The sequence below is a fragment of the Flagellimonas maritima genome, from assembly GCF_003269425.1.
GTDB lineage: Bacteria > Bacteroidota > Bacteroidia > Flavobacteriales > Flavobacteriaceae > Flagellimonas > Flagellimonas maritima.
Window position 1 is genome coordinate 3280692 of sequence record NZ_CP030104.1, and the last position, 25646, is coordinate 3306337.

The 25646-nt window shown below is 38.8% G+C and carries 22 protein-coding genes; 10 read left to right on the forward strand and 12 right to left on the reverse strand.

The window, feature by feature from the left end; all coding sequences use genetic code 11:
* The first annotated feature begins 26 nt into the window (after positions 1-26).
* The 3 genes from HME9304_RS14555 (at position 27) to HME9304_RS14565 (ending at position 4428) form a co-directional block, all read left to right on the forward strand.
* On the forward strand, positions 27-1373 hold the full coding sequence (locus HME9304_RS14555) for a M24 family metallopeptidase (protein WP_112379271.1): 1347 nt from the start codon (positions 27-29) through the stop codon (positions 1371-1373).
* 108 nt (positions 1374-1481) lie between these two features.
* Positions 1482-3272, forward strand: a complete 1791-nt coding sequence (locus HME9304_RS14560) for a hypothetical protein (RefSeq protein WP_112379272.1) — start codon at positions 1482-1484, stop codon at positions 3270-3272.
* A gap of 1 nt (position 3273) precedes the next feature.
* Complete coding sequence (locus HME9304_RS14565; protein WP_164674854.1) at positions 3274-4428, forward strand: carboxypeptidase-like regulatory domain-containing protein; 1155 nt, start codon at positions 3274-3276, stop codon at positions 4426-4428.
* A 5-nt stretch (positions 4429-4433) separates the two neighbouring features.
* Here HME9304_RS14565 and HME9304_RS14570 read toward each other — a convergent pair whose 3' ends face one another.
* Entirely contained in the window at positions 4434-6062 is a 1629-nt protein-coding gene (locus HME9304_RS14570) for an acyl-CoA carboxylase subunit beta (RefSeq protein ID WP_112379274.1), read from the reverse strand.
* A gap of 67 nt (positions 6063-6129) precedes the next feature.
* Between HME9304_RS14570 and HME9304_RS14575 the strand changes: the two genes are divergently transcribed.
* The 3 genes from HME9304_RS14575 (at position 6130) to ettA (ending at position 9081) form a co-directional block, all read left to right on the forward strand.
* Entirely contained in the window at positions 6130-7113 is a 984-nt protein-coding gene (locus tag HME9304_RS14575; protein WP_112379275.1) for a Gfo/Idh/MocA family protein, read from the forward strand.
* Between the two features lie 66 nt (positions 7114-7179).
* Complete coding sequence (locus HME9304_RS14580; protein WP_112379276.1) at positions 7180-7362, forward strand: CAL67264 family membrane protein; 183 nt, start codon at positions 7180-7182, stop codon at positions 7360-7362.
* A gap of 27 nt (positions 7363-7389) precedes the next feature.
* Positions 7390-9081 (forward strand): energy-dependent translational throttle protein EttA, encoded by a 1692-nt coding sequence (gene ettA, locus HME9304_RS14585; protein WP_112379277.1) that lies wholly within the window; start codon positions 7390-7392, stop codon positions 9079-9081.
* Between the two features lie 10 nt (positions 9082-9091).
* Here the strand turns inward: ettA and HME9304_RS14590 are convergent, their stop codons facing one another.
* Together HME9304_RS14590 and HME9304_RS14595 are read right to left on the reverse strand one after the other, a co-directional pair.
* Positions 9092-9772 carry a hypothetical protein gene (locus HME9304_RS14590; protein ID WP_112379278.1) on the reverse strand — a complete coding sequence of 227 codons (681 nt, stop codon included), beginning with the start codon at positions 9770-9772 and terminating at the stop codon, positions 9092-9094.
* A gap of 66 nt (positions 9773-9838) precedes the next feature.
* A complete protein-coding gene (locus HME9304_RS14595; protein ID WP_112379279.1) occupies positions 9839-10615 on the reverse strand; it encodes an MBL fold metallo-hydrolase in 777 nt (258 codons plus the stop codon).
* 167 nt (positions 10616-10782) lie between these two features.
* Here HME9304_RS14595 and HME9304_RS14600 point away from each other — a divergent pair, with 167 nt between their 5' ends.
* Positions 10783-11670, forward strand: coding sequence for a hypothetical protein (locus HME9304_RS14600; protein WP_112379280.1), 888 nt, complete (start codon positions 10783-10785; stop codon positions 11668-11670).
* A 75-nt stretch (positions 11671-11745) separates the two neighbouring features.
* On the opposite strand, the gene fumC is transcribed toward HME9304_RS14600, so the two are convergent.
* Positions 11746-13143 (reverse strand): class II fumarate hydratase, encoded by a 1398-nt coding sequence (gene fumC / locus HME9304_RS14605; RefSeq protein ID WP_112379281.1) that lies wholly within the window; start codon positions 13141-13143, stop codon positions 11746-11748.
* A 224-nt stretch (positions 13144-13367) separates the two neighbouring features.
* Between fumC and HME9304_RS14610 the strand changes: the two genes are divergently transcribed.
* Positions 13368-13598: a hypothetical protein gene (locus HME9304_RS14610; RefSeq protein ID WP_112379282.1), complete on the forward strand. Its 231-nt coding sequence runs from the start codon at positions 13368-13370 to the stop codon at positions 13596-13598.
* 26 nt (positions 13599-13624) lie between these two features.
* On the opposite strand, the gene HME9304_RS14615 is transcribed toward HME9304_RS14610, so the two are convergent.
* The 7 genes from HME9304_RS14615 to HME9304_RS14645 all read right to left on the reverse strand — a co-directional run bounded on the left by HME9304_RS14615 (position 13625) and on the right by HME9304_RS14645 (position 21494).
* A complete protein-coding gene (locus HME9304_RS14615) occupies positions 13625-16144 on the reverse strand; it encodes a TonB-dependent receptor (RefSeq protein ID WP_112379283.1) in 2520 nt (839 codons plus the stop codon).
* 1 nt (position 16145) lies between these two features.
* A complete protein-coding gene (locus HME9304_RS14620) occupies positions 16146-16604 on the reverse strand; it encodes a hypothetical protein (RefSeq protein ID WP_239023301.1) in 459 nt (152 codons plus the stop codon).
* Positions 16605-16680: 76 nt separating this feature from the next.
* Positions 16681-17022: an arsenate reductase (glutaredoxin) gene (gene arsC / locus HME9304_RS14625; protein WP_112379284.1), complete on the reverse strand. Its 342-nt coding sequence runs from the start codon at positions 17020-17022 to the stop codon at positions 16681-16683.
* An 11-nt stretch (positions 17023-17033) separates the two neighbouring features.
* A protein-coding gene (gene prfB, locus HME9304_RS14630) for a peptide chain release factor 2 (RefSeq protein ID WP_112379285.1) occupies positions 17034-18129 on the reverse strand; the annotation gives its coding sequence in 2 pieces (ribosomal slippage) (positions 17034-18065 and positions 18067-18129; 1095 coding nt in all).
* A 50-nt stretch (positions 18130-18179) separates the two neighbouring features.
* Entirely contained in the window at positions 18180-19037 is an 858-nt protein-coding gene (locus HME9304_RS14635) for a transglutaminase-like domain-containing protein (protein ID WP_112379286.1), read from the reverse strand.
* Positions 19038-19076: 39 nt separating this feature from the next.
* Positions 19077-20018 carry an alpha-E domain-containing protein gene (locus HME9304_RS14640; protein WP_112379287.1) on the reverse strand — a complete coding sequence of 314 codons (942 nt, stop codon included), beginning with the start codon at positions 20016-20018 and terminating at the stop codon, positions 19077-19079.
* A gap of 3 nt (positions 20019-20021) precedes the next feature.
* Positions 20022-21494, reverse strand: coding sequence for a circularly permuted type 2 ATP-grasp protein (locus tag HME9304_RS14645; protein WP_112379288.1), 1473 nt, complete (start codon positions 21492-21494; stop codon positions 20022-20024).
* A 171-nt stretch (positions 21495-21665) separates the two neighbouring features.
* Between HME9304_RS14645 and HME9304_RS14650 the strand changes: the two genes are divergently transcribed.
* Entirely contained in the window at positions 21666-24065 is a 2400-nt protein-coding gene (locus tag HME9304_RS14650) for a zinc-dependent metalloprotease (RefSeq protein ID WP_112379289.1), read from the forward strand.
* Positions 24066-24080: 15 nt separating this feature from the next.
* Positions 24081-25106: a threonine aldolase family protein gene (locus HME9304_RS14655; protein WP_112379290.1), complete on the forward strand. Its 1026-nt coding sequence runs from the start codon at positions 24081-24083 to the stop codon at positions 25104-25106.
* A gap of 111 nt (positions 25107-25217) precedes the next feature.
* On the opposite strand, the gene HME9304_RS14660 is transcribed toward HME9304_RS14655, so the two are convergent.
* On the reverse strand, positions 25218-25544 hold the full coding sequence (locus HME9304_RS14660) for a YbaB/EbfC family nucleoid-associated protein (protein WP_112379291.1): 327 nt from the start codon (positions 25542-25544) through the stop codon (positions 25218-25220).
* Positions 25545-25646 lie beyond the last annotated feature (102 nt).

Consider the following 25646-nt stretch of genomic DNA (forward strand, 5'->3'; position numbering starts at 1 on the left):
AAATTCAAAGAGTAAATAAAATATCCATGAAAAAAACGTTACTCTACCTTTTTGCTCTTCTTTCTATTATCTCATATTCCCAGCAAATTTTACCTGAAGTTGAACGTGCCAGAGTAGTGGACGAAATATTGGAAGAACGCTTCAATAATCTTCTCCCAAAACTTATGGACGATACGGAAATAGATATGTGGGTCGTGATTTCCAGGGAATACAATGAAGATCCTGTCATAAAAACGATGCTTCCCGCTACTTGGTTGAATGCCCGTAGGAGAACTATTTTACTTTTCTACAGAAACAAAAGCGATGATTCCATTGATAAACTGGCAGTGGCACGTTATAATGTTGGAAAAAGTATTAAATCGGCATGGGATAAAGAAAAAGAGCCAAATCAATGGAAACGCCTAATGCAGCTTATAGAAGAGCGAAACCCTGCAAAAATAGGACTTAATTTTTCCAAAGACCACAATATTGCGGATGGCTTGGACAAAACGGATTATGATGAATTTATGGCCAATTTGCCTAAAAAATACCGATCCAAAATCGTTTCAGCAGAGCAATTGGCGGTACGCTGGATTGAAACTCGAACAGAGAGAGAAATGGTTATCTACAATCAATTGGTGGATATTACCCATGATATTATTGCAGAAGCGTTTTCGGAAAAAATAATTACGCCTGGAGTCACCACAACAACGGAAGTAGAGTGGTGGATGCGCCAAAAAGTAACGGATTTGGGGTTGGAAACATGGTTTCATCCAACGGTAGATGTACAAAGAACCAGTGAAGAATTGGTGGGACACTTGTATTCATTCTCCGGTAGACCGGACGATTTGATTATCCAGCCAGGTGATCTCTTGCATTGCGATTTTGGGATAACCTATTTACGGTTGAACACAGATTGTCAAGAACTGGCTTATGTGCTAAAACCGAATGAAAAAGCTGCACCCAAATTCTTGGTCGATGGATTGAAAGACGGAAACCGTGTTCAAGATTTTCTTACACAAAATATGATAAAGGGAAAAACAGGGAACGAAATTTTGGCCAAATCTCTGCAAGAAGCTAAAGATGCTGGTTTACGCCCTGCTATTTATACCCATCCTCTTGGACTCTATGGACATTCCGCAGGTACAACGATTGGGATGTGGGATTCACAGGGCGGCGTAATGAAAGATGACGGCGATAACTATCCATTAAATCCCAATACGGTTTACGCTATTGAGCTGAATACTACGATTACAATTCCAGAATGGAAACGCGATATTCGAATTATGCTAGAAGAGGCGGGATTTTTTGGTGAGGATGGATTTCGCTATGTGAACGGAAGGCAAACGGAACTTCTGTTGATTCCGAGAATTAAGGAACATTTAGGAAATTAATATTGTTCAAATAGTTGCTTTTCAGTAAATTACAGTATGAACTTAAGATGAGTTCTATGTAAGCTTTGGTTAATAACAATCCAAAGAGATTTCTTAAATCTACATGCTATGAAAATACTATTTACTGGTTTCTTGTCTTTTTTTATTGTTACAGTTGCCTTATCGCAGGAGCGATTGATTACCGGAAAAATTACCAATGGGAACAATAACTTTCTCCAAAACGTAAAAATCCAAATTATAAACCAAGATGTTTCCACAAATTCAGATGAAAATGGATATTACACAATAGCTGCATCGCCAGGAGATATTCTTTTTTATAGTTCTCCAGGAATGGAATCTGTTCAAATACGGGCAGAGGATGTAACCAGAACACTTAATTTGGAAATGTTTCCGAGAGTTGAGAAATTGAAAAATGTAACGGTGACCAAAAAAAGGCGTAATAGTCAAAAAGAGCTGGAAATGGACTATGCCAGTAATCCAAATATTATTAAAACGGCATTTGGATATTTGAATAAAGATAAGGTATCCTACTCTATGCGTATTTTGGACGGTAATACTATTCTACCTGGAGAATATGACTTGGTAAATATTTTGCGAGGAAGGTTTGCGGGTGTTTCGGTTTTAAGGAATTCCAATGTTGGAGTACTGTCCATCCCAGGTAATCCGGAGTTTAATTCTGTGAATACACAATCAAATGGCAAAAGGGTTCTAATACGGGAAAAAAAGGCCATATTCGACATTGATGGTCAAATATTAACTGATTTCCCTGATTTTATAGATGTTCAAAACATAGAGCGTATTGCAGTAATTGCATCGGCAACAGGAACTGTTCGTTACGGAAGTATAGGTAGCGGAGGCGTGGTCGTAATTAATACAAAAATAGGAACGACTTTTCCACGGGACAAGAACAATCTTATCATGGATAGTGCAAGGCTCTCAAATAATTATTATAGGGGAACGGTACTTACAGATAAAGATATTTCTGAAAATGCACCCAATTATTTAAAGGAAATAAAGAGTGCCGATTCTTTCGGAGAGGCTAAATCCATTTATGAATTCAACCTCAAAAAATATAAAAATTCATCATATTTTATTTTAGATTCTTACCAATATTTTTTTGAAAAATGGAATAAAGAAGCGTATGCAGATGCAATTATTGAAGATGGTTTTACAGTTTTGGACAATAATCCCCTCCATCTAAAGGCACTGGCTTATATTTATGAGTCGCAAAAACGCTATGAACTTGCCAATGAAATATATAAAGAAGTCTTTATACTTAGACCGAACTATGCGCAATCCTATAGGGACTTGGCACTTAGCAATAGAGCCGTAAATGAGCCCAAGAAAGCCGCTATGATGTATGCCCGTTACTTTTATTTGTTGGATGAAAACTTTATGAAAGTGGATACGAGCAGCTTTTCCAAGATAATAAATAGAGAGTTCAATAACTTGTTGGCCTTGGAAAAAACCGATATGATGAATCGTTCCGCTGGTAAAAAAATAAAAGTGGAGGATGATGATTTTAAAGGAACTCGATTGGTATTTGAGTGGAACGATAGTGAAGCCGAGTTCGATTTACAATTCCTAAACCCAGATAGCCAATACTATACATGGAACCATAGTTTGGAAGCAAATCCGGATACCATTGCCACGGAAAAGAATTTAGGGTATTCATGCTCTGAATATTTGATTGATGAATCGCTTTCAGGCACATGGAAAGTTAATATAAAGTATCTGGGCAACAAAAGTTTGACACCGACCTATCTAAAGGCAAAAATTTACCATAATTATGGGGAGAAATCCCAATATAGCGAAACAAAAGTGTTTAAGCTTGATGTCAAAAATGCAAATAGGGAACTTTTCAGGATAACAAAGAATGTCGCCGTGGCCTCAAAATAGTATGAAATGGTTCTATGGCCTTTTTGGGCTATGTAGTATATTTTTTTCAAACATTCTAGCTGCTCAACTTGATTATAAGGGTAAAATCATCGATGGGAAAAGTGGTCATCCTATACCGTACGTAAATGTTGGAATTGTTGAAAAGGGCATAGGTACCGTTAGTGACGAGGAAGGTATGTTTCATCTGGAATTTAATCCTGACCTGTACGCATCAAGTGATGTCGTCTTGTTTTCTTCTTTAGGATATGAAAAACTGGAGATTCCTATATCTGATTTGAAATTTGTTTATAACGAGTATCCTATTCTAAAACTGAACCCATCGATTTTAGAATTGAACGAGGTCGTTGTAACGGATAAAAAAGGAGAATTTGTCCAAAAATCCGCTGGGTATAAAAATACTGGTGAACCAGTATACGGGTATTGGAAGGACAATATTGCGCTTGGTGGTGAATTGGCGTCCCATATCCGTGTTGCCAAAGGTTTAAGACAGTTAAAATCGTTTGGATTCGAAGTTTGGGAAAATGTTTCCGATAGTGTGTTGCTCCGGATAAATATCTATGATATCGGCTCATTCGGGTTACCTGGAAACAATTTAAATGAATCTGGACTGAATATGCTACATACCATCAAAGAAAATGATATGTTCGCCCATATCGATTTGATGCCTTATTCCATTTTTGTAAGAGATGATTTTATAGTATCCGTTGAACTTCTCCAAGTATATGGTAAAAAAGAGCCTAGAATGGCGTTGGCTGGGGTATCATTTGGGAATGGTTCTTTTAGAAGATACGCAAGTCAAGATAAGTGGGAAAAGGTATCTGATAAAAGTTTGGCATTTTTTCTTGAAACCGCTCATTTCGTCCCAGTAAAAGAAGCGGAGAGGATAAGAAAACGGGAAAAAAGAAGAAAAGAAAGACTTCCGATAATTTCGGGTTTTGTGATTGAGAATGGAAGGATGGTTCCAAATGTTACGGTACGCAACCTAAGAACAAAGGAATGGACAACAACAAATGAAAACGGCAGGTACACATTGCATGCTAGACCAACTGATAGATTAATATTTACAAAAAAAGGCTATTTTAATGCTAGCTGGAGAGTCAAGAGAAGACTTACTTTAAATGTAAAGTTAAAATCAAAGTATTCATCACTGCCATGACCTCTTTATACTTGCAAAACCCCCATATTAAATTGCTTCTCAATAGGTGCATGGTTGGCTGCTTCAATTCCCATAGAAATCCATTTTCTAGTATCCAAAGGGTCTATTATAGCATCTGTCCATAGACGTGAAGCAGCATAATATGGCGAAATCTGATTATCATAACGCTTTTTAATTTCATCGTATAGCTCCTTTTCTTTGTCGGCATCGAGCTTTTCTCCTTTTTTCTCCAATGAGGCTTTTTCAATTTGCATTAAGACTTTTGCTGCAGAATTTCCACTCATAACGGCAAGTTCAGCACTTGGCCATGCAACGATAAGCCGTGGGTCATAAGCTTTTCCGCACATGGCATAATTTCCAGCCCCGTAGCTATTACCAATTACAATAGTAAATTTTGGCACTACGGAGTTACTTACGGCATTTACCATTTTGGCTCCATCCTTAATTATACCACCATGCTCACTTTTACTGCCGACCATAAAACCAGTTACGTCCTGTAAAAAAACCAATGGAATTTTCTTTTGGTTGCAGTTGGCAATGAATCTTGTCGCCTTATCGGCAGAATCGGAATAAATAACCCCGCCAAACTGCATTTCGCCTTTCTTGGTCTTTACAACTTTCCGCTGGTTGGCAACGATACCGACCGCCCAACCATCGATCCGTGCATAGCCCGTTAAAATACTTTTACCAAACCCTTCTTTATATTGCTCAAATTCCGAATCATCGACCAAACGTTTTATAATTTCCAACATGTCATATTGATCTCCCCTCGAAGCTGGAAGAATTCCATAGATATCGTTGATTTTTTCTGAAGGACTCTTACTTTCAATTCTATTAAAACCCGCTTTATCAAAATCACCGATTTTGGAAACGATATTCTTTATCTTATTTAGGGCATCTTTGTCGTCTTTGGCTTTGTAATCCGTAACACCACTAATTTCAGAATGTGTGGTCGCACCGCCCAATGTTTCATTATCTATGCTTTCACCAATGGCTGCTTTTACAAGATAACTGCCAGCTAAAAAAATACTTCCCGTTTTATCTACTATTAGAGCCTCATCGCTCATGATAGGTAAGTAGGCGCCTCCGGCTACACAACTACCCATAACAGCAGATATTTGAGTAATACCCATACTGCTCATAACAGCATTGTTTCTAAAAATCCGTCCAAAATGTTCTTTGTCGGGAAAAATTTCATCCTGCATGGGCAAGTAAACACCAGCACTATCAACCAAATAAATAATTGGTAATCTATTTTCAATGGAAATTTCTTGGGCTCTCAGATTTTTTTTTCCTGTAATGGGGAACCATGCGCCTGCTTTTACTGTGGCGTCATTGGCAACCACAACACACAGCTTGCCTTGAATATAGCCGATTTTGACAACAACTCCCGCTGATGGACATCCTCCATGTTCTTCATACATTCCATCACCTGCAAAAGCACCTATTTCTATCGATTCTGTATCGGGGTCCAACAGATATTCAACACGTTCGCGAGCAGTCATCTTGCCTTTGGCATGATGTTTTTCTATCCGTTTCTTGCCTCCTCCCAGTTTTACTTCAGTTAGTTTTTTCCGAAGCTCTGAAAGCTTTAATCTATTGTGGTCTTCATTTTTATTGAAGTTAATATCCATAACTATTAAACCGGTTTTATCTTGATGGTTAAAGATAAGAAGTTATAATCATTACTTTTGATTTGATATGAAAACTAAAATTAGATGGGGGATAATAGGCCCTGGAAACATTGCCAAAAAATTTACTGAAGACCTTCAACTTTTTGACGATGTTGAAATTGGGGCCGTAGCTTCAAGAAGTTTGGCAAAAGCGCAAAAGTTCGCCAACAAGTATGAAATTGAAAATGCATACGGAAACTACGATGAACTTTTCAAGGCCAAAACCGCGGATATCATTTATATTGCCACTCCACATAATTTTCATAAAGATTTGGCTATAATGGCCATGGAGCATGGCAAACACGTTCTATGCGAAAAACCTCTTGGAGTTTCCAGGTCTGAGGTAGAAGAGCTGATAACCGTTGCGAGAAAAAATGAAGTTTTTTTAATGGAGGGCCTATGGTCAAGATTTAACCCGTCCATTAAAAAGATAAAAGCATTGATTGATGATGGCGAAATAGGAAACGTATCATATTTGCATGCGGATTTTGCTTTTTATGGTTTGGATAGGGGAGAGGATTCTAGGATTCTTAACCCAAACTTGGCATCCGGGTCTTTGTTGGATATAGGGATCTATCCTATTTTTCTAGCCTATCTTATTTTAGGTAATCCTAAAGAAATAAGTGCGTTTTCAAACTTTCATTCCAATGGTACAGAGATTCAAACTTCTATAATATTTCAATACGCGAATGCCCAAGCTGTTTTATATTCGGGATTGACTAGCCAGTCTAAAATGGAGGCTGAAATTTCGGGGCAGAAAGGAGAACTTTTTATACATCCAAGATGGCATGAAGCCAATGGTTTTTCCCTGACAAAGAACTCAAGATCCATAGATTTTAAACTTTCTATGGAGGGTAATGGTTTCGTCCATGAGATAAGGGAAGTCCATGATTGTCTCAAAACGGGGAAATTTGAAAGCGATCTATGGAGCCATCAAAATAGTTTGGATTTAATAAGTCTTATAGATAAAATCAGACTCCAAACGGGAGTTGTATATCCTTTTGAGGCATAATCTATTGTTTTGGGATTATGATTATATCAATTTTTTACGATATTTGATTTTATACTAACTAACTATATGGTAATGAATAAAAATACAGTGCTGGCATGGGCTACATGGATTATGATTTTTGTGGGAATGGGTATGATAGCATTAGGTGCATTTAAGTACGATGATATTGCCGGATGGGGCTTTGCGGCGGTCGGTGTAGGTTTCTTTGCAATTGCCTGGGTCTTTAACGCTTTAAAAGGTAGAGTATAGTTTTCCACCTATTCAAAAAACATATAAATGTCAGACGATAAAAAGGTCATCTTTTCAATGTCAGGGGTAACCAAGACGTTCAAAACTGCCAATACTCCTGTTTTAAAGAATATTTACCTAAGCTTTTTTTATGGGGCCAAAATCGGGATTTTAGGTCTTAACGGATCAGGAAAGTCGACCTTACTAAAAATAATTGCAGGTGTCGATAAAAACTATCAGGGGGACGTGGTATTTTCTCCTGGATATTCAGTAGGATACTTAGAGCAAGAGCCACAGTTGGACGACGGTAAAACCGTTCTAGAAGTTGTAAAGGAAGGAGTAGCGGAAACAGTCGCCATTTTGGACGAGTATAACAAAATTAACGATATGTTCGGGCTGCCAGAAGTTTACGAAGATGCAGATAAAATGCAAAAGCTGATGGATAAACAAGCTGCATTACAAGATCAAATCGATGCTTCAAATGCTTGGGAACTGGACACTAAGCTCGAAATTGCCATGGATGCGCTTCGCACTCCGGAATCTGATAAGAAAATAGGTGTACTGTCCGGTGGTGAAAAAAGAAGAGTGGCACTGTGTAGATTATTATTGCAAGAACCCGATGTGCTATTGCTGGACGAGCCAACGAATCACTTAGACGCAGAGTCCGTTCATTGGTTGGAACACCACTTGGCCCAATACAAGGGAACGGTAATTGCCGTTACACACGACCGTTACTTTTTAGATAATGTAGCTGGGTGGATTCTTGAACTAGATAGGGGAGAGGGCATACCTTGGAAAGGAAATTACTCAAGTTGGCTGGACCAAAAATCAAAACGTCTGGCACAAGAGAGCAAACAAGCTTCTAAACGTCAAAAAACTCTTGAACGTGAGTTGGAATGGGTAAGGCAAGGTGCCAAGGGAAGGCAGACCAAACAAAAAGCACGTTTAAAAAATTATGACAAGCTACTTAGCCAAGATCAAAAACAATTGGAGGAGAAACTGGAAATTTATATTCCAAACGGTCCTAGGCTTGGCACCAATGTTATTGAAGCCAAGGGAGTAAGCAAAGCTTATGGTGATAAGTTATTGTATGAAGATTTAAATTTCAATCTTCCACAAGCAGGTATTGTCGGGATTATAGGTCCAAATGGAGCAGGTAAGACAACAATCTTTAGAATGATTATGGGGGAGGAAACTCCGGAGAAAGGAGGATTTGTTGTAGGAGATACGGCCAAATTGGCCTATGTAGACCAAAGTCATTCCAATATAGACCCAGACAAGACCATTTGGGAAAATTTTAGCGACGGACAGGAGTTGGTAATGATGGGAGGGAAACAAGTAAATTCAAGAGCATACCTTAGCCGTTTTAACTTTTCAGGAAGCGAGCAGAACAAAAAAGTCAACATGCTTTCTGGCGGAGAAAGAAACCGACTGCATTTGGCCATGACCCTTAAAGAGGAAGGAAATGTTCTCTTGCTTGATGAACCCACAAACGATTTGGACGTAAACACGCTAAGGGCATTGGAAGAAGGCCTCGAAAACTTTGCCGGTTGCGCTGTCATAATCTCTCATGATAGGTGGTTCTTGGATAGGGTTTGCACCCATATTTTAGCTTTTGAGGGAGATTCGCAAGTATATTTCTTTGAAGGTTCATTTTCTGATTATGAAGAGAACAAAAAGAAACGTCTCGGGACCGATATTATGCCTAAAAGAATCAAATACAAAAAACTGATTCGATAAATTCGATATTTTATCTATCAAGTTCCTTTAGCCCTTTTTCCAGCAAGCGCCTAGCTTCTGCCAAGTATGCTTTTTGGTGTGCTTCCAAACTGTTTGGGTCACTTTCTTTTTTTGTGGGGTCATAAACAAAGGATTTTGAAAGTACCGTAATTTGCTCTATGGATTTTTCTAGTGAGGACAACCGCTCTGCGGAATGTTTATCAAAAACCTTGATCATTTCTGCCTCCATGGATACCTGTTCGTTTTCTTCGGTATTGGCATATGCTTCATTTTCTATAGTACTTTCAGCATTATCTTCAACCACCACCGTTTGGGGCATACCTAGAGTACATTCATCTAAAATGGTAATCAGTTCATTGATGATACCCTTGGATTTTTTTGAAAAATACCTTCCTGCATCCCAGTCGACGGGATCGATTGCTTTTTTCAAGGCTTCCATGGCATCAAGAGTTTTATCTTTTGCTTTTGGACAACCACACTCCTCCATAAATGCTTTTGACTTTTCCAGAGCTATCAAAGCCCTTTCTGCATAATAGGTTTGATGTTCAAAATTAGTTGCTTTTAAAGCACTTTTAGTATGGTTGAGACCGTAAGTTACTTTTGCGTAAAAATTATCGCATTGACCGGAAAAAGAGATATTTGTGACAAAAATGCACACATATAAAAACAACACATAGGATTTGGGTACCATGGTTAAGTTATGATTTGGTTTGAATCTTTAGTAGTAACGCTAATTATGCCTCAATATTTCATTTGATCAAAATTCATCGTTCGGATACCAATCAAGTTGTACAATATTTATATCTGGATTTTTATTGTTCACCAGGGATTTGAACCTGGCTACATCACTGACCTCGGGCTTTCCTCTATAATGATAGGGGTATATTTCCTTTGGATTAAAGTCCAAAACGGCATCAGCGGCACTTTCAATGGTCATCGTGTAGGGAAGGTTCATGCACACAAATGCCTTATCAATATTTTCCAATTCCCGCATTTCAGGAATATCTTCGGTATCACCTGAAAAATAAATTCGTTTATCCCCCATGTTCAATATATAACCGTTACCCCTCCCCTTTATATGAAACTTTAAAGCTTCTTCGCGTAGATTGTACATGGGTATGGCCTGGACCGTAATACCATAACGCTCTTTAGAATCACCATTGTTCAAAACATCGATTTGAGGAGTAAAGTCCTCGGACATTTTATCGGCCACAGCTTGTGGGACTATTATTTTTGCTTTTTCAGTATTAAGTTCTTGAAGTGTCTCCAAACTAAAATGATCACCATGTATATCTGTGATTAGAATCAGATCAGGAAGTTTTTGGCCTTTAAATGCTTCTTTGCCACCTACGGGATCTATATATATGGTAATATCTTTCCACTCCAGAACTGCTGTGGCATGTTCTATAGGAATAACCGTTATGCTATTTAAATTATATTTATTCGAGTCATCCTTACTTTTTTGGCTATTAATATTTTTACATCCAAAAAGAAGTAACAAACAAGAAATTATAGAAATATATTTTTTTTTCATGCCGAGTAGTTTTTATTGAGCCCTTTAAAATTAAGCTTTGTAACAATGTGAGCGTAATTTTTTAACAATATTTGATCTGAAAAAATCCAAAATAAAATCTGTTGCGTATATAACCTAAACTCAATTGATTAAAACATTTAACGAATAGATCAATTAATTAAAAAGTTATGACTGAAACAAAAAGTAACAACGGATTAAAGGTAATAGCTGGTTTGCTTGGTGTAGTTCTTTTAGGAACCATTATCTATACTGTGAGCTTATACCAAGATAAGAAAAAGACTACTAATGCACTTACCCAAGAAAAGGAACTTGTTGTAGAAGACTTAAATAGCTTAAAATCTGAATACGATAAGGCTATTTTGGAAAGTAATGCCACAAATGAAGAATTGGTAGCTGCAAGGGACAATATTGCTAAATATATCGATTCTGTACAGGGCATGAAAGCTGATATTGCTTCTCTTTCCAGATATAGAAGACAAGTAAGTGTCCTAAAAGCTGAAAGAGAAAAATTATTGAAGCAAGTAGATTCCTTGACTACTTCAAATACATTTTTGGCCATGCAAAGAGACAGTACTTTCACTGAATTGGAAAAACAAACAGTATTCAATGATTCTTTGGTCGTACAGAATACACAACTCGCAGATGCAGTTGAAAGAGGTTCTGCTTTGAGTCTTTCTACATTTACTGTTGACGCTGTTAAAGAAAGAAACAATGGCAAATTGGTTTCTACGTCCAGAGCCAAGTCAACTGATAAGTTTAAAGTATGTTTTACTATAGCTGACAATGTAATTGCTGAGGCCGGTGACAGAGAATTCTTTATTGAAGTACTTGATCCGCAGGGCAACGTTATGGGTGACAGCTTTACAAAGTCAAGCGAAGAAGGATCTTCGATTACCTATAGTAAAGGAACTAATTTTTACTATGAAAACAGCTCTTTGGATGTATGTGATTACGTTAACAAACCTGCTTCAGATTTCCAGAAAGGAAATTACATGGTAAATGTTTATGATAGCGGTTTAAAATTATTGGGAACTTCAAAGTTCGCTTTAAAATAATATACACTATCCACATTTAATTAAAAAGCCCAGTTTTTATAAACTGGGCTTTTTTCTTTTAATAGGAATTAGCGGTTATTTTAAACTACCGACCATATCTTCAGGTTTCACCCACGCTTCATATTCTTCCTCGGTAACATAGCCCAAATTAATAGCCTCTTCTTTCAGAGTAGTACCATTTTTATGAGCGGTATTGGCAATTTCAGCTGCTTTATAATATCCAATTTTAGTGTTCAACGCGGTAACCAACATCAAAGAATTATTGAGGAGTTTTTTGATTACTTCGTGGTTTGGCTCGATTCCAATAGCACAATTGACATCAAAACTAATACAGGCATCACCAATAAGTTGTGCTGATTGTAAAATATTTGCCGCCATCATCGGTTTGAAGACATTGAGTTCGTAGTGTCCTTGAGTACCGCCAACACTTACGGCTACATCATTACCCATTACCTGCGCACATACCATGGTCAAAGCTTCACATTGCGTGGGATTTACTTTACCGGGCATAATGGAGCTGCCAGGCTCGTTTGCGGGGATAATAATCTCACCGATTCCAGAACGTGGCCCAGAGGCCATCATACGTATATCATTGGCAATCTTATTTAGGGAAACGGCCAATTGTTTAAGAGCTCCGTGGCTTTCCACAATAGCATCATGCGCTGCCAATGCTTCAAATTTGTTTTCTGCTGTAATAAATGGAAGTTCGGTAAACTGTGCTATATACTTGGCTACTATAACATCATATCCTTCAGGAGTATTTAATCCAGTTCCTACTGCAGTACCCCCGAGTGCTAACTCACTTAAATGCTCCAAAGTGTTTTTTAATGCTTTTAACCCGTGGTCTAATTGAGATGCATAACCGGAAAATTCCTGTCCTAAGGTAAGGGGAGTGGCATCCATTAAATGGGTGCGGCCAATTTTGACCACTTTTTTAAATTCTTTCGATTTCCTGTTCATTGTGTCCCGCAACTGTTCAACTCCCGGAATCGTTAAATCCACAATCTTCTTGTATGCAGCAATATGCATTCCTGTAGGGAAGGTATCATTGGAAGATTGGCTTTTATTTACATCATCATTGGGTTGAATGGTTTTTTCGCCTTCACCAATTTTTTTGCCTGATATTTCATGGGCCCTATTCGCTATTACCTCATTGACGTTCATATTGCTTTGCGTACCCGAGCCTGTTTGCCAAATCACCAAGGGAAATTGTTCGTCATGTTGCCCATCCAGAATTTCATCACATACTTTAGCTATCAAATCCCGTTTTTCCACAGTAAGTACTCCAAGCTCGTGATTGGTGTACGCTGCCGCTTTTTTAAGATAGGCAAAACCATAGATTACATCCAAGGGCATAGAGGCAGGAGAACCAATTTTAAAATTATTGCGGGAACGCTCTGTTTGTGCTCCCCAGTATTTATCAGATGGCACTTTTACCTCGCCCATCGTATCTTTTTCTATTCTAAAGCTCATTTCTCAAATTTTATATGTACAAAGTTAGGTGTTGTACGTTAAAATTTTATGACATCTTTACATTTGTACATTTTTATTTGAAAATTTCTTCGAAGACTCTACTTCGGGATTTCTGATTTACCTCTCCTAGGGAGAAGTGGGAACTAACTTTTTAGGCAGCTTAGGGTAAGGTACCATATAAAATTTTCGTTCTCGACGACAATCGGCAACCAAAATTTTTTATTTTGAGATTTGTTTTTTTTGAGGATTTCAAACTATCTTTGTACAACAAAAGAAAAAACATGTTTGAATTTGACCAATATTTAGGTTTTTTAGCTTTTTTGACTATTTTGACAATAGGTTTTTGGTTAATGATTTTCTTATTGACATTTGTAGTACCTTATTGGTTGTTCGGGAATTTAATGGAGATGTACAAAGAAAGACGTGAAGCTAAAAGAGCTGCGCGCAACGAATAAAAAAGAGGCTTTTTGCCTCTTTCTTTTTATCCATCAAATTCCATATCCTCGTCACCTCTACCTCGGCCTTCCCGTCTATTTCTCTCGTTTTGGGTTTGATTGAACCTATACAAAAACGATAGCGTTAGCTGTCTTTCCCTAAACTGAAACTCACTATCCGTTAAAACGTTTTCCGTTCTGGTTTCCGTAATACGCTTTCTTGAATTAAAAACATCACTCACATTCAAGGAAAGTGTGGCCTTATCTTTTACGATATCTTTGCTGAGTGCCAGGTTAGTGCTCAATATCCCCTTGTTGACATTCTGTGCATCGACTCTTCTTCCACGGTATAGTGCATTGGTCTGAAAGTCAATTTTTCCAGGAAACGGTATTTTAGCACTCAAGCGGCTAAACCACGTAAAGTTATCCGCATCGAAATTTTGGGAAACCTGTTCGCCCAAAAAGTTTGTAAATGTGAAATTGCCCCGTAGCTGTTGTTGAAATAAATTCAGGTTCAAAGTTAACCGCCAATCCTTTTTTGGAGTATAGGTCGTTGTCAATTCACCACCAAATCTCGTATCGGTGGCCAGATTGATGGGGGTTCGCACCTGTATGGGAACAATTATAGGGTTTGCCGCGTCATCTGGGTTTTCGATTTCAACAAAATCTCCCGTTTCTTGGGTAATAAATTGAAAAACCCCCGTAGAACGATTGTAATATCCAGAAGTCGTCAATGTGATTTTATCCCATCGTTTTATATATCCTAGATCAAACACATTGGTATATGTTGGGTCCAGATTTGGATTTCCCTGAAATAGATTTGTATTACTGGATCGCGAAGGAAAAGGATTTATAAATCTAGAGCGAGGTCTTCTTAACCTCTTGCTATAACTGACGGTAAATTGCTCATATTCTGATAGTTCATAACCAAAAAACAAAGAGGGAAACCAATCAATATAGTCTTTTTCGGATACGTCGTTCGTATTCACCAGCGCTATACCGATATCTGAAGCTTCCATTCTCATACCCCCAAGAATACTGAACTTATCAATTTTGGTTCCCAACTGGGCATAGGCAGCGTTCACATATTCCTTATAGATGAGTTCGTTGCTAAAATCAGGATCGGGGTTCAATATATCATCATCTAGAATACCAAAAACGAAATCGGTGGTGAAGGTATTGAAAGTACCTCTGTAGCCTACCTCGAACTGTGATTCGTTGTCCTTACCAAAAGGATGTACATAATCGAATTGTGCCAATTGGTTTATCTGGCTTTCATCATTTATGGTCTGTTCCGTTGGGAGCTGGATATTATCACCAAGTACAACTTCCCTGATAACCGAGTTTTCAATGTCCAATCCTTTGGAATATTGATAATCGGCGGTCAATAACTTTCCGTCTCTTTTAAATTTTTTCTGATAGTTTACGGAGTATTGGATATTCTCGTCAAATTCATTTTCGTTGGTGAAACGATTACGTTCTATGGTCGGATTTCGTAATGCATCAAAATTGAAGAAATCTACGTCTACCGTATTATCGCCGTTTGACCTTCGGTATACGAATGAATTTGTAATACTGCTTTGCGTGTCTTCATCCAGGAATATTTCAAAACCAATATTTGTATTGATTCCGTCATCTTCACGTTGGTACTCTCTAAACTCATCTTGAAAGCTTTCCGTATTTTCATTTGCATCAAAATTTTCTTGAAGAAACTGGGCATTTCCGGGAGCATTTCTGTAGCGGTACGTGGTAGTGGTAAAAATATTGAAACGATCACGTCTAAGGTTCAAGCTCAAGGCACTTCCGAAATTATCTGGATATCCTGCAAACGCATTTATAGAACCATTAAGTCCAGCAGTTTTGTTCTGCCTTAAAATAATATTTAGAATACCTGCCGTGCCTTCCGCATCGTAACGGGCAGAAGGGTTTGTGATGACCTCGACTTTTTCAATGGCATCTGCCGGCAATTGCTGTAACGCATCTGGACTTAGGCCCGATAGGGCAGAGGGTTTTCCGTTTATCAATATCCGAACACTTTCATTGCCCCTTAAACTAATATTTCCTTCAACATCTACGGTAACGGAAGGTACGTTGTCCAGTACATCAGTTACGGAACCGCCTTTTACGGTAAGGTCGCTCCCAACATTATATACTTTTTTATCCAGACGAAGCTCGACCGTAGTACGCTCGCCCACAACTTCTACGTCTTCCAGTTGCTCTACATCAATAGTGAGTTCTATAGTGCCTAAATCGGTAGAGGTTCTTAATGTTTGTGATTTGAGTTCGTAAGTTTTATAAGTAATATATTCTACACGTATATTAAAAACGCCTGGAAATATTTCTATATCAAAACGGCCGGACTCATCTGTAATTCCCCCGGTTATTTTTTCAGGGTTTCCGACTCGTTGTAATACCAAAGTTGCATACTCTAGAGATTGTCCCGTATCCTTATCTATGACGTTGCCTGTTATTTTTATGGGGGAAGGTCGGCTGCCCTGTCTTTGTGGTCTTTGTGCTATTGTTAAAAATGTGGTTAGCAGTAAAAAGGACAATAGCAGTTTTTTCATTTCAGTCTTTGGATTTTTTCTTTTTCTTTTTTTTCTTTTTGGCCTTGAACTTGTTTTCTTGAAGGTCTAAATAAGCTTCGTACTTTTCTTCTGGAAGTCCGTTCTTAATTTCTTCGTTCTGGCTTTTACCGATTTTCTCCAATTCTTCCCTCATTTTTTGAGGCTCTAATTTCAATATTTGAAGCTCTATACGCTGCTGAACATATTTGACTAACGTAGTTTTGACTACTGCTTCTTCAAATGGATCAAGTTCCAATGCTTCTGTAATAGAAGGCATACGCTGTTCCACCATTTCTTCAGCGGTAAGGGGTTCCGGTTTTTCCGGTGCTTGCTGTGCTTGTGGAATGGGGTTTCGCTGTTGTTGTCTGCCAAATCTATTCCCAAACTGTGCGGATACGGTCGAGGTATAGGTAACTGCCAATAAAAATGTGATAATGCAAACAGAATGTACATTTTTCATGATGTTGATCTTGAGTATGACTTTAAAGTTAAGTGAAGGTTTGATCCAATTTGGTTAAACTTATGTTAAGCGCATTTTACAGCAAATCTTTGATTTTTTCAGCCGGTCTACCAATCACAGCTTTTTCTCCTTTTACGATAATGGGTCTTTCAATCAATTTTGGATTTGCTACCATGGCATCCAGTACTTCATCATCAGACAAGAGACGATTTCTATAGTTTTCTTTCCAGATTGTTTCGTTTTTACGGACCAAATTTTCAGGTGTTATTTCCAAACAACGTATCACTTCCCTTAATTCTTCCTTCGATGGAACATTCTCCAAATACCGTACCACTTCAAATTCTTGACCGGATTTTTCTAAAACTTCCAGCCCTTCCCTGGATTTTCTACATCTTGGATTATGGTAAATTTTTATCATAGCTTTTATATTTAGTCGTCGCGCTGCCCCATCATCATAAGGAATGCCTTTAAGAACGCATTTATATCACCGTCCATAACGGCATCGACATTGCCGGTCTCCTCTGCCGTTCTAACGTCTTTAACAAGTTTATAGGGGTGCATTACGTAGTTCCTGATTTGTGAGCCCCATTCGATTTTCATTTTAGAGGACTCGATTTCCGCCCTGGCCTCTTGTTTTTTGCGTAGCTCAATTTCATATAACTGAGATTTTAGCATCTTCATTGCGGTAGCTCTATTGTCATGTTGCGAACGTGAATCCGAACAGGAAATCTGAATGCCCGTAGGCTTATGGACCAACTGTACTTTGGTCTCTACTTTGTTCACATTTTGTCCACCAGCTCCGCTGGATCGTGCAGTCGTAATTTCAATGTCAGACGGATTTACATCAATTTCAATAGTATCATCAACTAATGGATATACATAAACAGAGGCAAAAGAGGTGTGTCTCTTGGCATTGCTGTCAAAAGGAGAGATTCGTACTAAACGGTGTACACCATTTTCTCCCTTTAGCCAACCAAAGGCAAATTCACCATCAATTTGAAGCGTAACGGTTTTTATGCCTGCCACATCGCCTTCTTGGTAGTTGAGTTCTTTTACCTTATAGCCATTTTTTTCACTCCACATTAGATACATTCGCATGAGCATAGCGGCCCAATCACAACTTTCTGTACCACCGGCACCAGCCGTTATCTGTAAAACTGCGGTGAGTTCATCGCCTTCGTCCGAAAGCATGTTCTTGAACTCGAGATTTTCGATGGCAAGAACCGCTTTATCGTGTTGTTGGGTCACTTCCTCTTCAGAAACTTCCCCAGCTTCTTGAAATTCCAGCAATACACCCAAATCTGCAATCAGGGTTTTGGCAGCGTTAAAGTCCTCTACCCACTTTTTTTTGGAATTGAGTACCTGCATCTGTACCTGTGCTTCTTGCGGATTGTCCCAAAACCCTGGGGCAAGGGTCTTTTCTTCCTCGTTCTCTATTTCAATAAGTTTGGCATCAATGTCAAAGATACCTCCTTAACGCACCAAGGCGCTCAATAAGACCCTTCTGCTGATCTGTAGTTATCATTCAATAAAATTTTGGGCAAAAATACGCTTCTTTATGGATATATGTAGTGTCTATTGTTGTTGTGATGCTTGCACTTCCACACTATGTTCCGTTTCGTTCCAACCGTTCGAATAAACCACACCTTTAATTGGAGGGCAATCCGAATAATCTTTTCCATGCGCCACTTTAAGATGATTCTCGTTCACCAAAAGATTATTTGTTGGGTCGAACCCTATCCAACCAACATCTGGAACAAATGCTTCTACCCATGCATGCATTTGGGAATCTCCAAAATATCCGTTGCCTTGATGTAAGTATCCAGAAACGTAACGTGTTGGAACGTGGTTCTCCCGCGCTATGGCGCAAAATAGGTGACTAAAATCCTGGCAGACGCCATTTTTCTTTAGAATTATAGTGTCCAGTGTAGTATCTACGTCGGTAACCCCAGCTTTAAAATCTATATACTCGAACGTCCAAGTATTCAGTTCGATTAAATTATCGAAAATCGATTTCGTTTTATCAAAACTGAACAATGACGTATTTTTTAGGGGCAGTTTGGTAAACCTCGTCTTTCTTAAGAAAGGTTCGTGTTCTGTTTTAAAGGCTATCTCCAGAATACTTTTATAACCTTTGGCAATATCTTGATCGACTTCAAAATTAAAAGGATTGATCTCTTGTTTGATGACCTTGAATTTCGCTTTGAACGAAATGGTCTTGAAACTTACTTCTGGATGCACCCGAATCACCTTAAAACCTAAACCATTTATTGACAAACCATTGAATACGTTGAGGCTATTTTCAAAATTCCAATGCACAAGTTGCTGTGTGCCATTGTCTTCCGGAATAATACAAAATTGCCAAAAAGCCTTGAATACGCTATTCTCATAAGTATTTTTGGCACTGTACGTGACCGTATATTCAAGGGACATATTAAATTGGATTGACTTGTTAACGAATACAAAGCAAAATTAGTAATTAAAAAACTCCTCTTCCATTCTTTTGCTGATTTTAAAGAGGTCTTCCAAAATTTTGTCGATAAAGCCTTGTACATCTTCTTGAATCTCTTCGACCTGCATAAACCTGAACTTTGCCCTAAGTTTTCCTACTAAAAAAAAAGTAGAATTTTTCTGTGGATATTTAGACTGGTCCAAAACCTGCATATGGTTACATATTTGGTTCAAGCTGTTCATGACCGAACGTGGACAATCTGGATTGAGCACTAAAAATTCCAAGGTAGAAATACTCTCGGGCGGTTTTTTATAGTAGCGTCGCATCATATCGTAAGCTTCGGCACATCTCAATAGCGTGGACCATTCAAAACTGCTGGCAATATCACTATGACTTCCTTTAGCTTCGAGGGAATCGTGGTATTTGGCATTGATAATCCTGATGATTTGGGTCGCCCTTTCTATATTGATGCCCAACATGATTATGGCGTATATCTCATCGTGCAACAAACTACTTCTTATTTTACTTCTAAGGATGGCCGAACGTTCCGTTACCTTTATGGTAAAATCGTAAAGTCCCTTTTTAACAAAAAAATCCGTATCGTAATTCACTACAAAGTGATAAAAACGATTTATGGATTCGTAGAGTTCCGTAGAGATCAGGTCCCTTGCCCCATTGGCATTTTCCCTTGCAGCTTTTACATTATTGATGATGGACATGGGGTTATTCTTGTTCAAACCAATATCGAATAGCACCATTTCTTCCGCAACGATTTTTGTTCCATTAACTGGCTGCCCTACCATAAACAACATGGACTTTAAAACGAACTGTCTTGATTGGGAAAGCTCATTGGGAGCGTCCAAAGAAGAAAAGTAATTTACACTTAGATATCTTGCAATATGTTCGGAACGTTCAATGTAGCGTCCCATCCAAAAAAGATTGTTAGCGACTCTTGCCAGCATATGTCATTTTTTTAGTACCCATGTATCTTTAGAGCCACCTCCTTGCGAAGAGTTCACTATAAGGTTTCCTTCCTGTAAGGCAACTCGGGTCAAGCCGCCCTTTAAAACAAATTCCTTATCCTTTCCCAATAGGGTGAAGGTCCTCAAATCGATATGACGTTGCTCAAAAGAATCCTTTTGTTCTATATAGGTGGGATGTACGGATAGGGATAATATAGGTTGCGCCACATATTTTCTTGGATTTTCCTTCACTTGCTTTTTTACAACCTCAATCTCTTTTTTGGTCAACTTGTTACCAATGGATATTCCATACCCGCCAGCTTCATCTACTGGTTTAACGACAAGTTTATCTACATTTTCAAGAACATAGTTGAGTTCATCGGGTCTACTGCAATGATAGGTATGGACGTTGCTGAGAATAGGATCTTCACCTAGATAGTATTTAATAATTTCGGGCATATACGTATAAATCGCCTTATCGTCCGCAACACCTGTGCCCAATGCATTGGCTATGCATACATTTCCCTTTTTGTAAGCAGCAAAGAGTCCAGGTAAGCCCAAAGTGGAATTTGGATTAAACTCCATGGGGTCCATAAAAAGGTCATCTATCCTTCTATAAATCACATCTACCTTTTTTGGGCCATTAATGGTCTTCATATAGACGAAATCATTCTCCACGAACAAATCCCGTCCTTCTACCAACTCAACGCCCATGGCCTTGGCTAAGTACGAATGCTCGTAATAGGCAGAATTGAACATTCCCGGAGTAATGACCACGCAAGTTGGTATATCGACACCATGAGGTTTTACACTCTCCAAAACTTTCAACAGATTTTCGGCATAATTGGTTACAGTATGTGCTTGGTAATGATTGAAAACTCCAAAAAGCGCTCTTTTTAAAGCCGTACGGTTGCAAATAACATAGCTAACCCCGGAAGGGCATCTAATGTTATCCTCTAACACGTAGTATTTTCCATCGGAATGTTTGATGATGTCGATTCCAGAAACATGGTTGTATATTCCATTGGGTGGGTCTACACCTACCATTTGATGCAGGTAGTTGGAGGAAGAGCTTAAAAGTTCCAGAGGAACAACCTTATCCTTAATAATCTTTTTGTCATGGTAAACATCCCACAGAAAACAATTTAGGGCCTTGCTTCTTTGTATTGAACCGGTTTCAATGGTTTCCCACTCTGTCGCGTCGATTATTCTTGGAAACAGGTCAAAAGGGAAAATTTTTTCCTTTGCTTCCTTTTCGCCATAAACTTGAAAAGTTATTCCTTGGTTAAAGAACGATGCTTTGGCCTTACCATTGAGATGTACATAATCCTCTACGGAATGTTCGCCGTATAGGTCGAACAATTTTGTATAAATGGATTTTACTTTTCCATTGGTATCGAAAACTTCATCGAACAAACCTTCTTTCTTAAGGTATGAGGAAAAAATTTGATGGTTTGCGTCAGTATTTATTGCCATTCCTAAAAATTAATACATTTTTTTAGTAAAAACACTAGTTATTCTATAAAAAATAAGACAGATAAAATAATTTTTCGCAGAGCAGACAGCATATAAATATGTATTATGCAATCGCATGTGCATACATTTTTTAGCGATGTTTTCATTATTTTTAAGGACTAATCCAACACTATGAAAAATCTTTATTTTTTTCTTGTCGTACAATTCTGTATTTGTTTCGTATCCGCTCAAAGTTTTGATAGGACAAAGGAATTTCAAAAATTCAATGGGTATTTCAATTTTTACTATGATGATGATACGGATAAGATTTATCTTGAAGTGGAAGAGCTTGAAAAAGAATTTCTGTACGTGTATTCGCTTAGCAGCGGAATAGGGAGTAACGATATCGGATTGGATAGGGGGCAATTGGGGAACGAACAAGTAGTTTTCTTTAGAAAGGCTGGAAACAAATTACTGCTTATTCAGCCCAACTTGAAATTTAGGGCGCTCACCCAAAATAAATTGGAAAAAAAATCTGTGGAACAAGCATTCGCAAAATCCGTGCTGCACGGATTTAAGATTGAAGAAGAATCGAATGGGAGTTATTTAATCGATATTACGGATTTTCTAATGCGGGATGCCCATGGTGTCTCGGCCAGATTGAAACGTACCAAACAGGGCACTTACAGTTTGGACAAATCCAAAAGTGCCATGGCATTCGATCGTACCAGAGCTTTTCCAAAAAATGTGGAATTTGACCTTACCTTAACCTTTTCGGGAACTCCCGAGGGCGATTACATCCGTTCCGTAGTACCGAATCCATCATTGGTTACCGTGGCCCAGCATCATTCCTTAATAGAATTACCCGATAATGATTATAAAAAACGCGTTTTTGATCCTCGCTGCGGTTCATATCCCATTACCTATTATGACTATGCCACACCAGTACAGGAACCTATTTTGAAGCAATTTATTAGACGTCACCGTTTAGAGAAGAAAAATCCTGGAGCGGCAGTAAGCGAAGCTGTGGAGCCCATAATCTACTATCTGGACAATGGTACCCCGGAACCTGTTCGTTCCGCGCTCCTTGAAGGTGGCAGATGGTGGAACCAGGCGTTTGAGTCCATTGGCTATAAAGATGCTTTTCAATTAAAGATTTTACCGGATGACGCCGATCCGTTGGATGTGCGTTATAATGTTATCCAATGGGTACATCGTTCAACGAGAGGTTGGAGTTATGGTAGCAGTATCACCGACCCCAGGACAGGGGAAATCATGAAAGGCCACGTTAGTCTGGGAAGCCTTAGGATACGTCAGGATTTCCTGATTGCCCAAGCATTGATGGACAAACCTTTTGCCGAGCGTGATGATAACTACCAGCCTATGTTGGAACTGGCTTTGGCAAGAATCAGACAACTGTCTGCACACGAAATAGGACACACACTGGGTTTTGCGCACAATTTTGCAGCAAGTACCAATGGTAGGGCCTCCGTAATGGATTACCCACATCCACAATTTGAACTAAAGGGAAATACGATAGACTTTTCAAATGCCTATGATACGGGAATAGGGGAATGGGACAAAATAACGGTTGCCTATTCTTATACTGATTTCCCGAATGATGCCAAAGAAGCGGAAGGATTGAATAGAATTCTTCAAAAAGCACAATCGGCGGGTCTCAGGTATATGGCGGACCAAGATGCCAGACCAATGGGAAGTGCACACGCACTGGCCCATCTTTGGGACAATGGGGCAAATGCAGCAGAGGAGTTGAAAAAAGTACTGGAAATACGAAAGATAGCAATCGATAATTTTTCTGTGGATAACATACGTAACGGAGAGCCCAATTCGGTTCTTGAAGATGTATTTGCACCTTTATACTTTTTTCATAGGTACCAAACAGAAGCAGTTTCCAAAATGATCGGAGGATTGGATTATAACTATGCCGTAAAAGGAGATGGACAACAAACGGTAGCTCCAATAAACCGTGCTGAACAAGAAAATGCGCTAAAAACTATTTTAACTACTTTGGATGCATCGGAAATAGCGATACCCAAAAACAAGCTTGACCTTTTTCCACCAAGAGCGGTAGGATATGGCAGATCTCGCGAGTCCATAAAGGGAAGGACGGGTATTAGTTTTGATGCGCTTTCGGCAGCTGAAACTTCCGCTGATATGACATTGGGACTATTGCTGCATCCAGAACGTGCATCGCGATTGGTACAGCAAAAGAGCCTGGATAAAAACCAAGTTGGATTGGCACAGGTTTTTACAGCCTTGGGAAAAACCACGATTGAAAACTCACATAAGGATTCTTATCTAAACGAAGTTCAGCAAACTATAAATTTTAGGGTGTTGTTTCATATTATGAATCTTGCAGCGCATAAAGACGTTCATCCGCAGGTGAATGCCATCGCAAATGCATTTTTAAAGAAATTAAAAACCGCTCTGAACAATACTGGAGATGATGTGATAGCTTCGGAAATGGTTAGAAGGATAGACGCTTTCCTAAAGGCGCCAGCTAGCTTTAAGGTAATTCCTGCACCTAAAATTCCAGATGGTTCCCCTATCGGTATGGACTGTATGAACTAAAGACATATCCATTTTATGAAAATCAATTTGATAAGCGATACGGTCACCCAGCCGAGTGCTGGTATGTTAGATGCCATGATGAACGCTAAAGTAGGGGACGATGTCTTTAAGAATGATCCTAGCGTTAACGCATTTGAAGAAGAAGTTGCCCGTTATTTTGGTATGGAAGCCGCATTGTTCTTTCCTAGTGGTACCATGACAAACCAAACCGCCATTAAGTTACATACACAGCCTGGGGAACAATTGATTTGCGATAAGTATGCACACATTTATAATTATGAAGGAGGCGGTGTAAGCTTTAACAGTGGTGTTTCGTGCAAATTGGTCGATGGAAATAGGGGCATGATGACCGCTGAACAAGTTGTGGAGGCCATTAATCCTCCCGATTTTTATCACAGTCCCTTGACTTCTTTGGTCTGTATTGAAAACACAACAAATAAGGGCGGAGGTGCCTGCTGGGATTTTAATGAACTAAAAGAAATAAAAAAGGTCTGTGACGAAAATGGATTAAAGTATCATTTGGACGGTGCACGACTCTGGAACGCATTGGTAGCTAAGAATGAAAACCCAAAGGACTACGGAAACTTGTTCGATTCCATTAGTGTCTGTTTTAGCAAGGGTCTTGGGTGTCCAGTAGGTTCGGTTCTTATAGGAAATGAAAAATTGATTTCTGATGCGTTACGCGTAAGAAAAATGCTGGGTGGAGGGATGCGCCAATCCGGTTTTTTGGCGGCAGCTGGTTCGTATGCCCTAAAAAACAATATCGGGAGATTGTCCGAAGATCACAAAAAAGCGCAGGAAATTGGGAGTGTGCTCGGGAAACTGGAATTCATCAAAAAAGTAGAATTTATTGAAACCAACATTATCATTTTTGAGCTGGATGAATCCCAAATGTTTTCAGCTGTTTTCCTGTCCAAGCTAGAAGAAAATGATATTTCGATCATTGGAATGGGACAAGGCAAACTACGTATTGTGACGCACTTGGATTACACAGCGCAGATGCACAAGCACTTTCTTAAAATTCTGCAAAAAATAGGTTGATTGCTCTTGACCAAAAGCGGGTACTGAGCGTAGCCGAAGTACCTAACTCTCATTTCAACTACGCTCAATGAAAGGCATGAATGCTATTGGTTATTTTGAATTGGCAATACATTACTTGAACATTGAATCCATACCAGGAATATTCGGCATTCCTTCCTTTGCAACTGCGGCCAACTCTGTTTCATTGACGTTCGTAGCTTTTGCAATGGCCTTGTTCAACGTAATAACAAGATAATCTTCGAGCTGTTCTTTATCCTGCAATAAAGTATCATCGATCGTTATGGATTTTATCTCTCTATTTGCGGTGATAGTTATTTTAAGATGACCATCCGAAGAGGCTTCATCGATCAGTACCGTATCCATTCGTTTTTTTGTGGCTTCTACTTTTTGTTGGGTCTCTTTCAGTTTGCCCATCATTCCCATCATATCTCCAAACATATTTTTGTGGTATTGATTTCTAAGATTCAAAATTAATGAATTGAAATATATTCTATCTTTTAACTGAATCATTATATACTGTCCTTTTTACATTATCACGTA

Coding starts and splice junctions, on each gene's coding strand:
- HME9304_RS14555 (WP_112379271.1), top strand. CDS start 27: ATGAAAAAAACGTTACTCTACCTTTTTGCTCTTCTTTCTATTATCTCA.
- HME9304_RS14560 (WP_112379272.1), top strand. CDS start 1,482: ATGAAAATACTATTTACTGGTTTCTTGTCTTTTTTTATTGTTACAGTT.
- HME9304_RS14565 (WP_164674854.1), top strand. CDS start 3,274: ATGAAATGGTTCTATGGCCTTTTTGGGCTATGTAGTATATTTTTTTCA.
- HME9304_RS14570 (WP_112379274.1), bottom strand. CDS start 6,062: ATGGATATTAACTTCAATAAAAATGAAGACCACAATAGATTAAAGCTT.
- HME9304_RS14575 (WP_112379275.1), top strand. CDS start 6,130: ATGAAAACTAAAATTAGATGGGGGATAATAGGCCCTGGAAACATTGCC.
- HME9304_RS14580 (WP_112379276.1), top strand. CDS start 7,180: ATGGTAATGAATAAAAATACAGTGCTGGCATGGGCTACATGGATTATG.
- ettA (WP_112379277.1), top strand. CDS start 7,390: ATGTCAGACGATAAAAAGGTCATCTTTTCAATGTCAGGGGTAACCAAG.
- HME9304_RS14590 (WP_112379278.1), bottom strand. CDS start 9,772: ATGGTACCCAAATCCTATGTGTTGTTTTTATATGTGTGCATTTTTGTC.
- HME9304_RS14595 (WP_112379279.1), bottom strand. CDS start 10,615: ATGAAAAAAAAATATATTTCTATAATTTCTTGTTTGTTACTTCTTTTT.
- HME9304_RS14600 (WP_112379280.1), top strand. CDS start 10,783: ATGACTGAAACAAAAAGTAACAACGGATTAAAGGTAATAGCTGGTTTG.
- fumC (WP_112379281.1), bottom strand. CDS start 13,143: ATGAGCTTTAGAATAGAAAAAGATACGATGGGCGAGGTAAAAGTGCCA.
- HME9304_RS14615 (WP_112379283.1), bottom strand. CDS start 16,144: ATGAAAAAACTGCTATTGTCCTTTTTACTGCTAACCACATTTTTAACA.
- HME9304_RS14620 (WP_239023301.1), bottom strand. CDS start 16,604: ATGAAAAATGTACATTCTGTTTGCATTATCACATTTTTATTGGCAGTT.
- arsC (WP_112379284.1), bottom strand. CDS start 17,022: ATGATAAAAATTTACCATAATCCAAGATGTAGAAAATCCAGGGAAGGG.
- HME9304_RS14635 (WP_112379286.1), bottom strand. CDS start 19,037: ATGTCCCTTGAATATACGGTCACGTACAGTGCCAAAAATACTTATGAG.
- HME9304_RS14640 (WP_112379287.1), bottom strand. CDS start 20,018: ATGCTGGCAAGAGTCGCTAACAATCTTTTTTGGATGGGACGCTACATT.
- HME9304_RS14645 (WP_112379288.1), bottom strand. CDS start 21,494: ATGGCAATAAATACTGACGCAAACCATCAAATTTTTTCCTCATACCTT.
- HME9304_RS14650 (WP_112379289.1), top strand. CDS start 21,666: ATGAAAAATCTTTATTTTTTTCTTGTCGTACAATTCTGTATTTGTTTC.
- HME9304_RS14655 (WP_112379290.1), top strand. CDS start 24,081: ATGAAAATCAATTTGATAAGCGATACGGTCACCCAGCCGAGTGCTGGT.
- HME9304_RS14660 (WP_112379291.1), bottom strand. CDS start 25,544: ATGTTTGGAGATATGATGGGAATGATGGGCAAACTGAAAGAGACCCAA.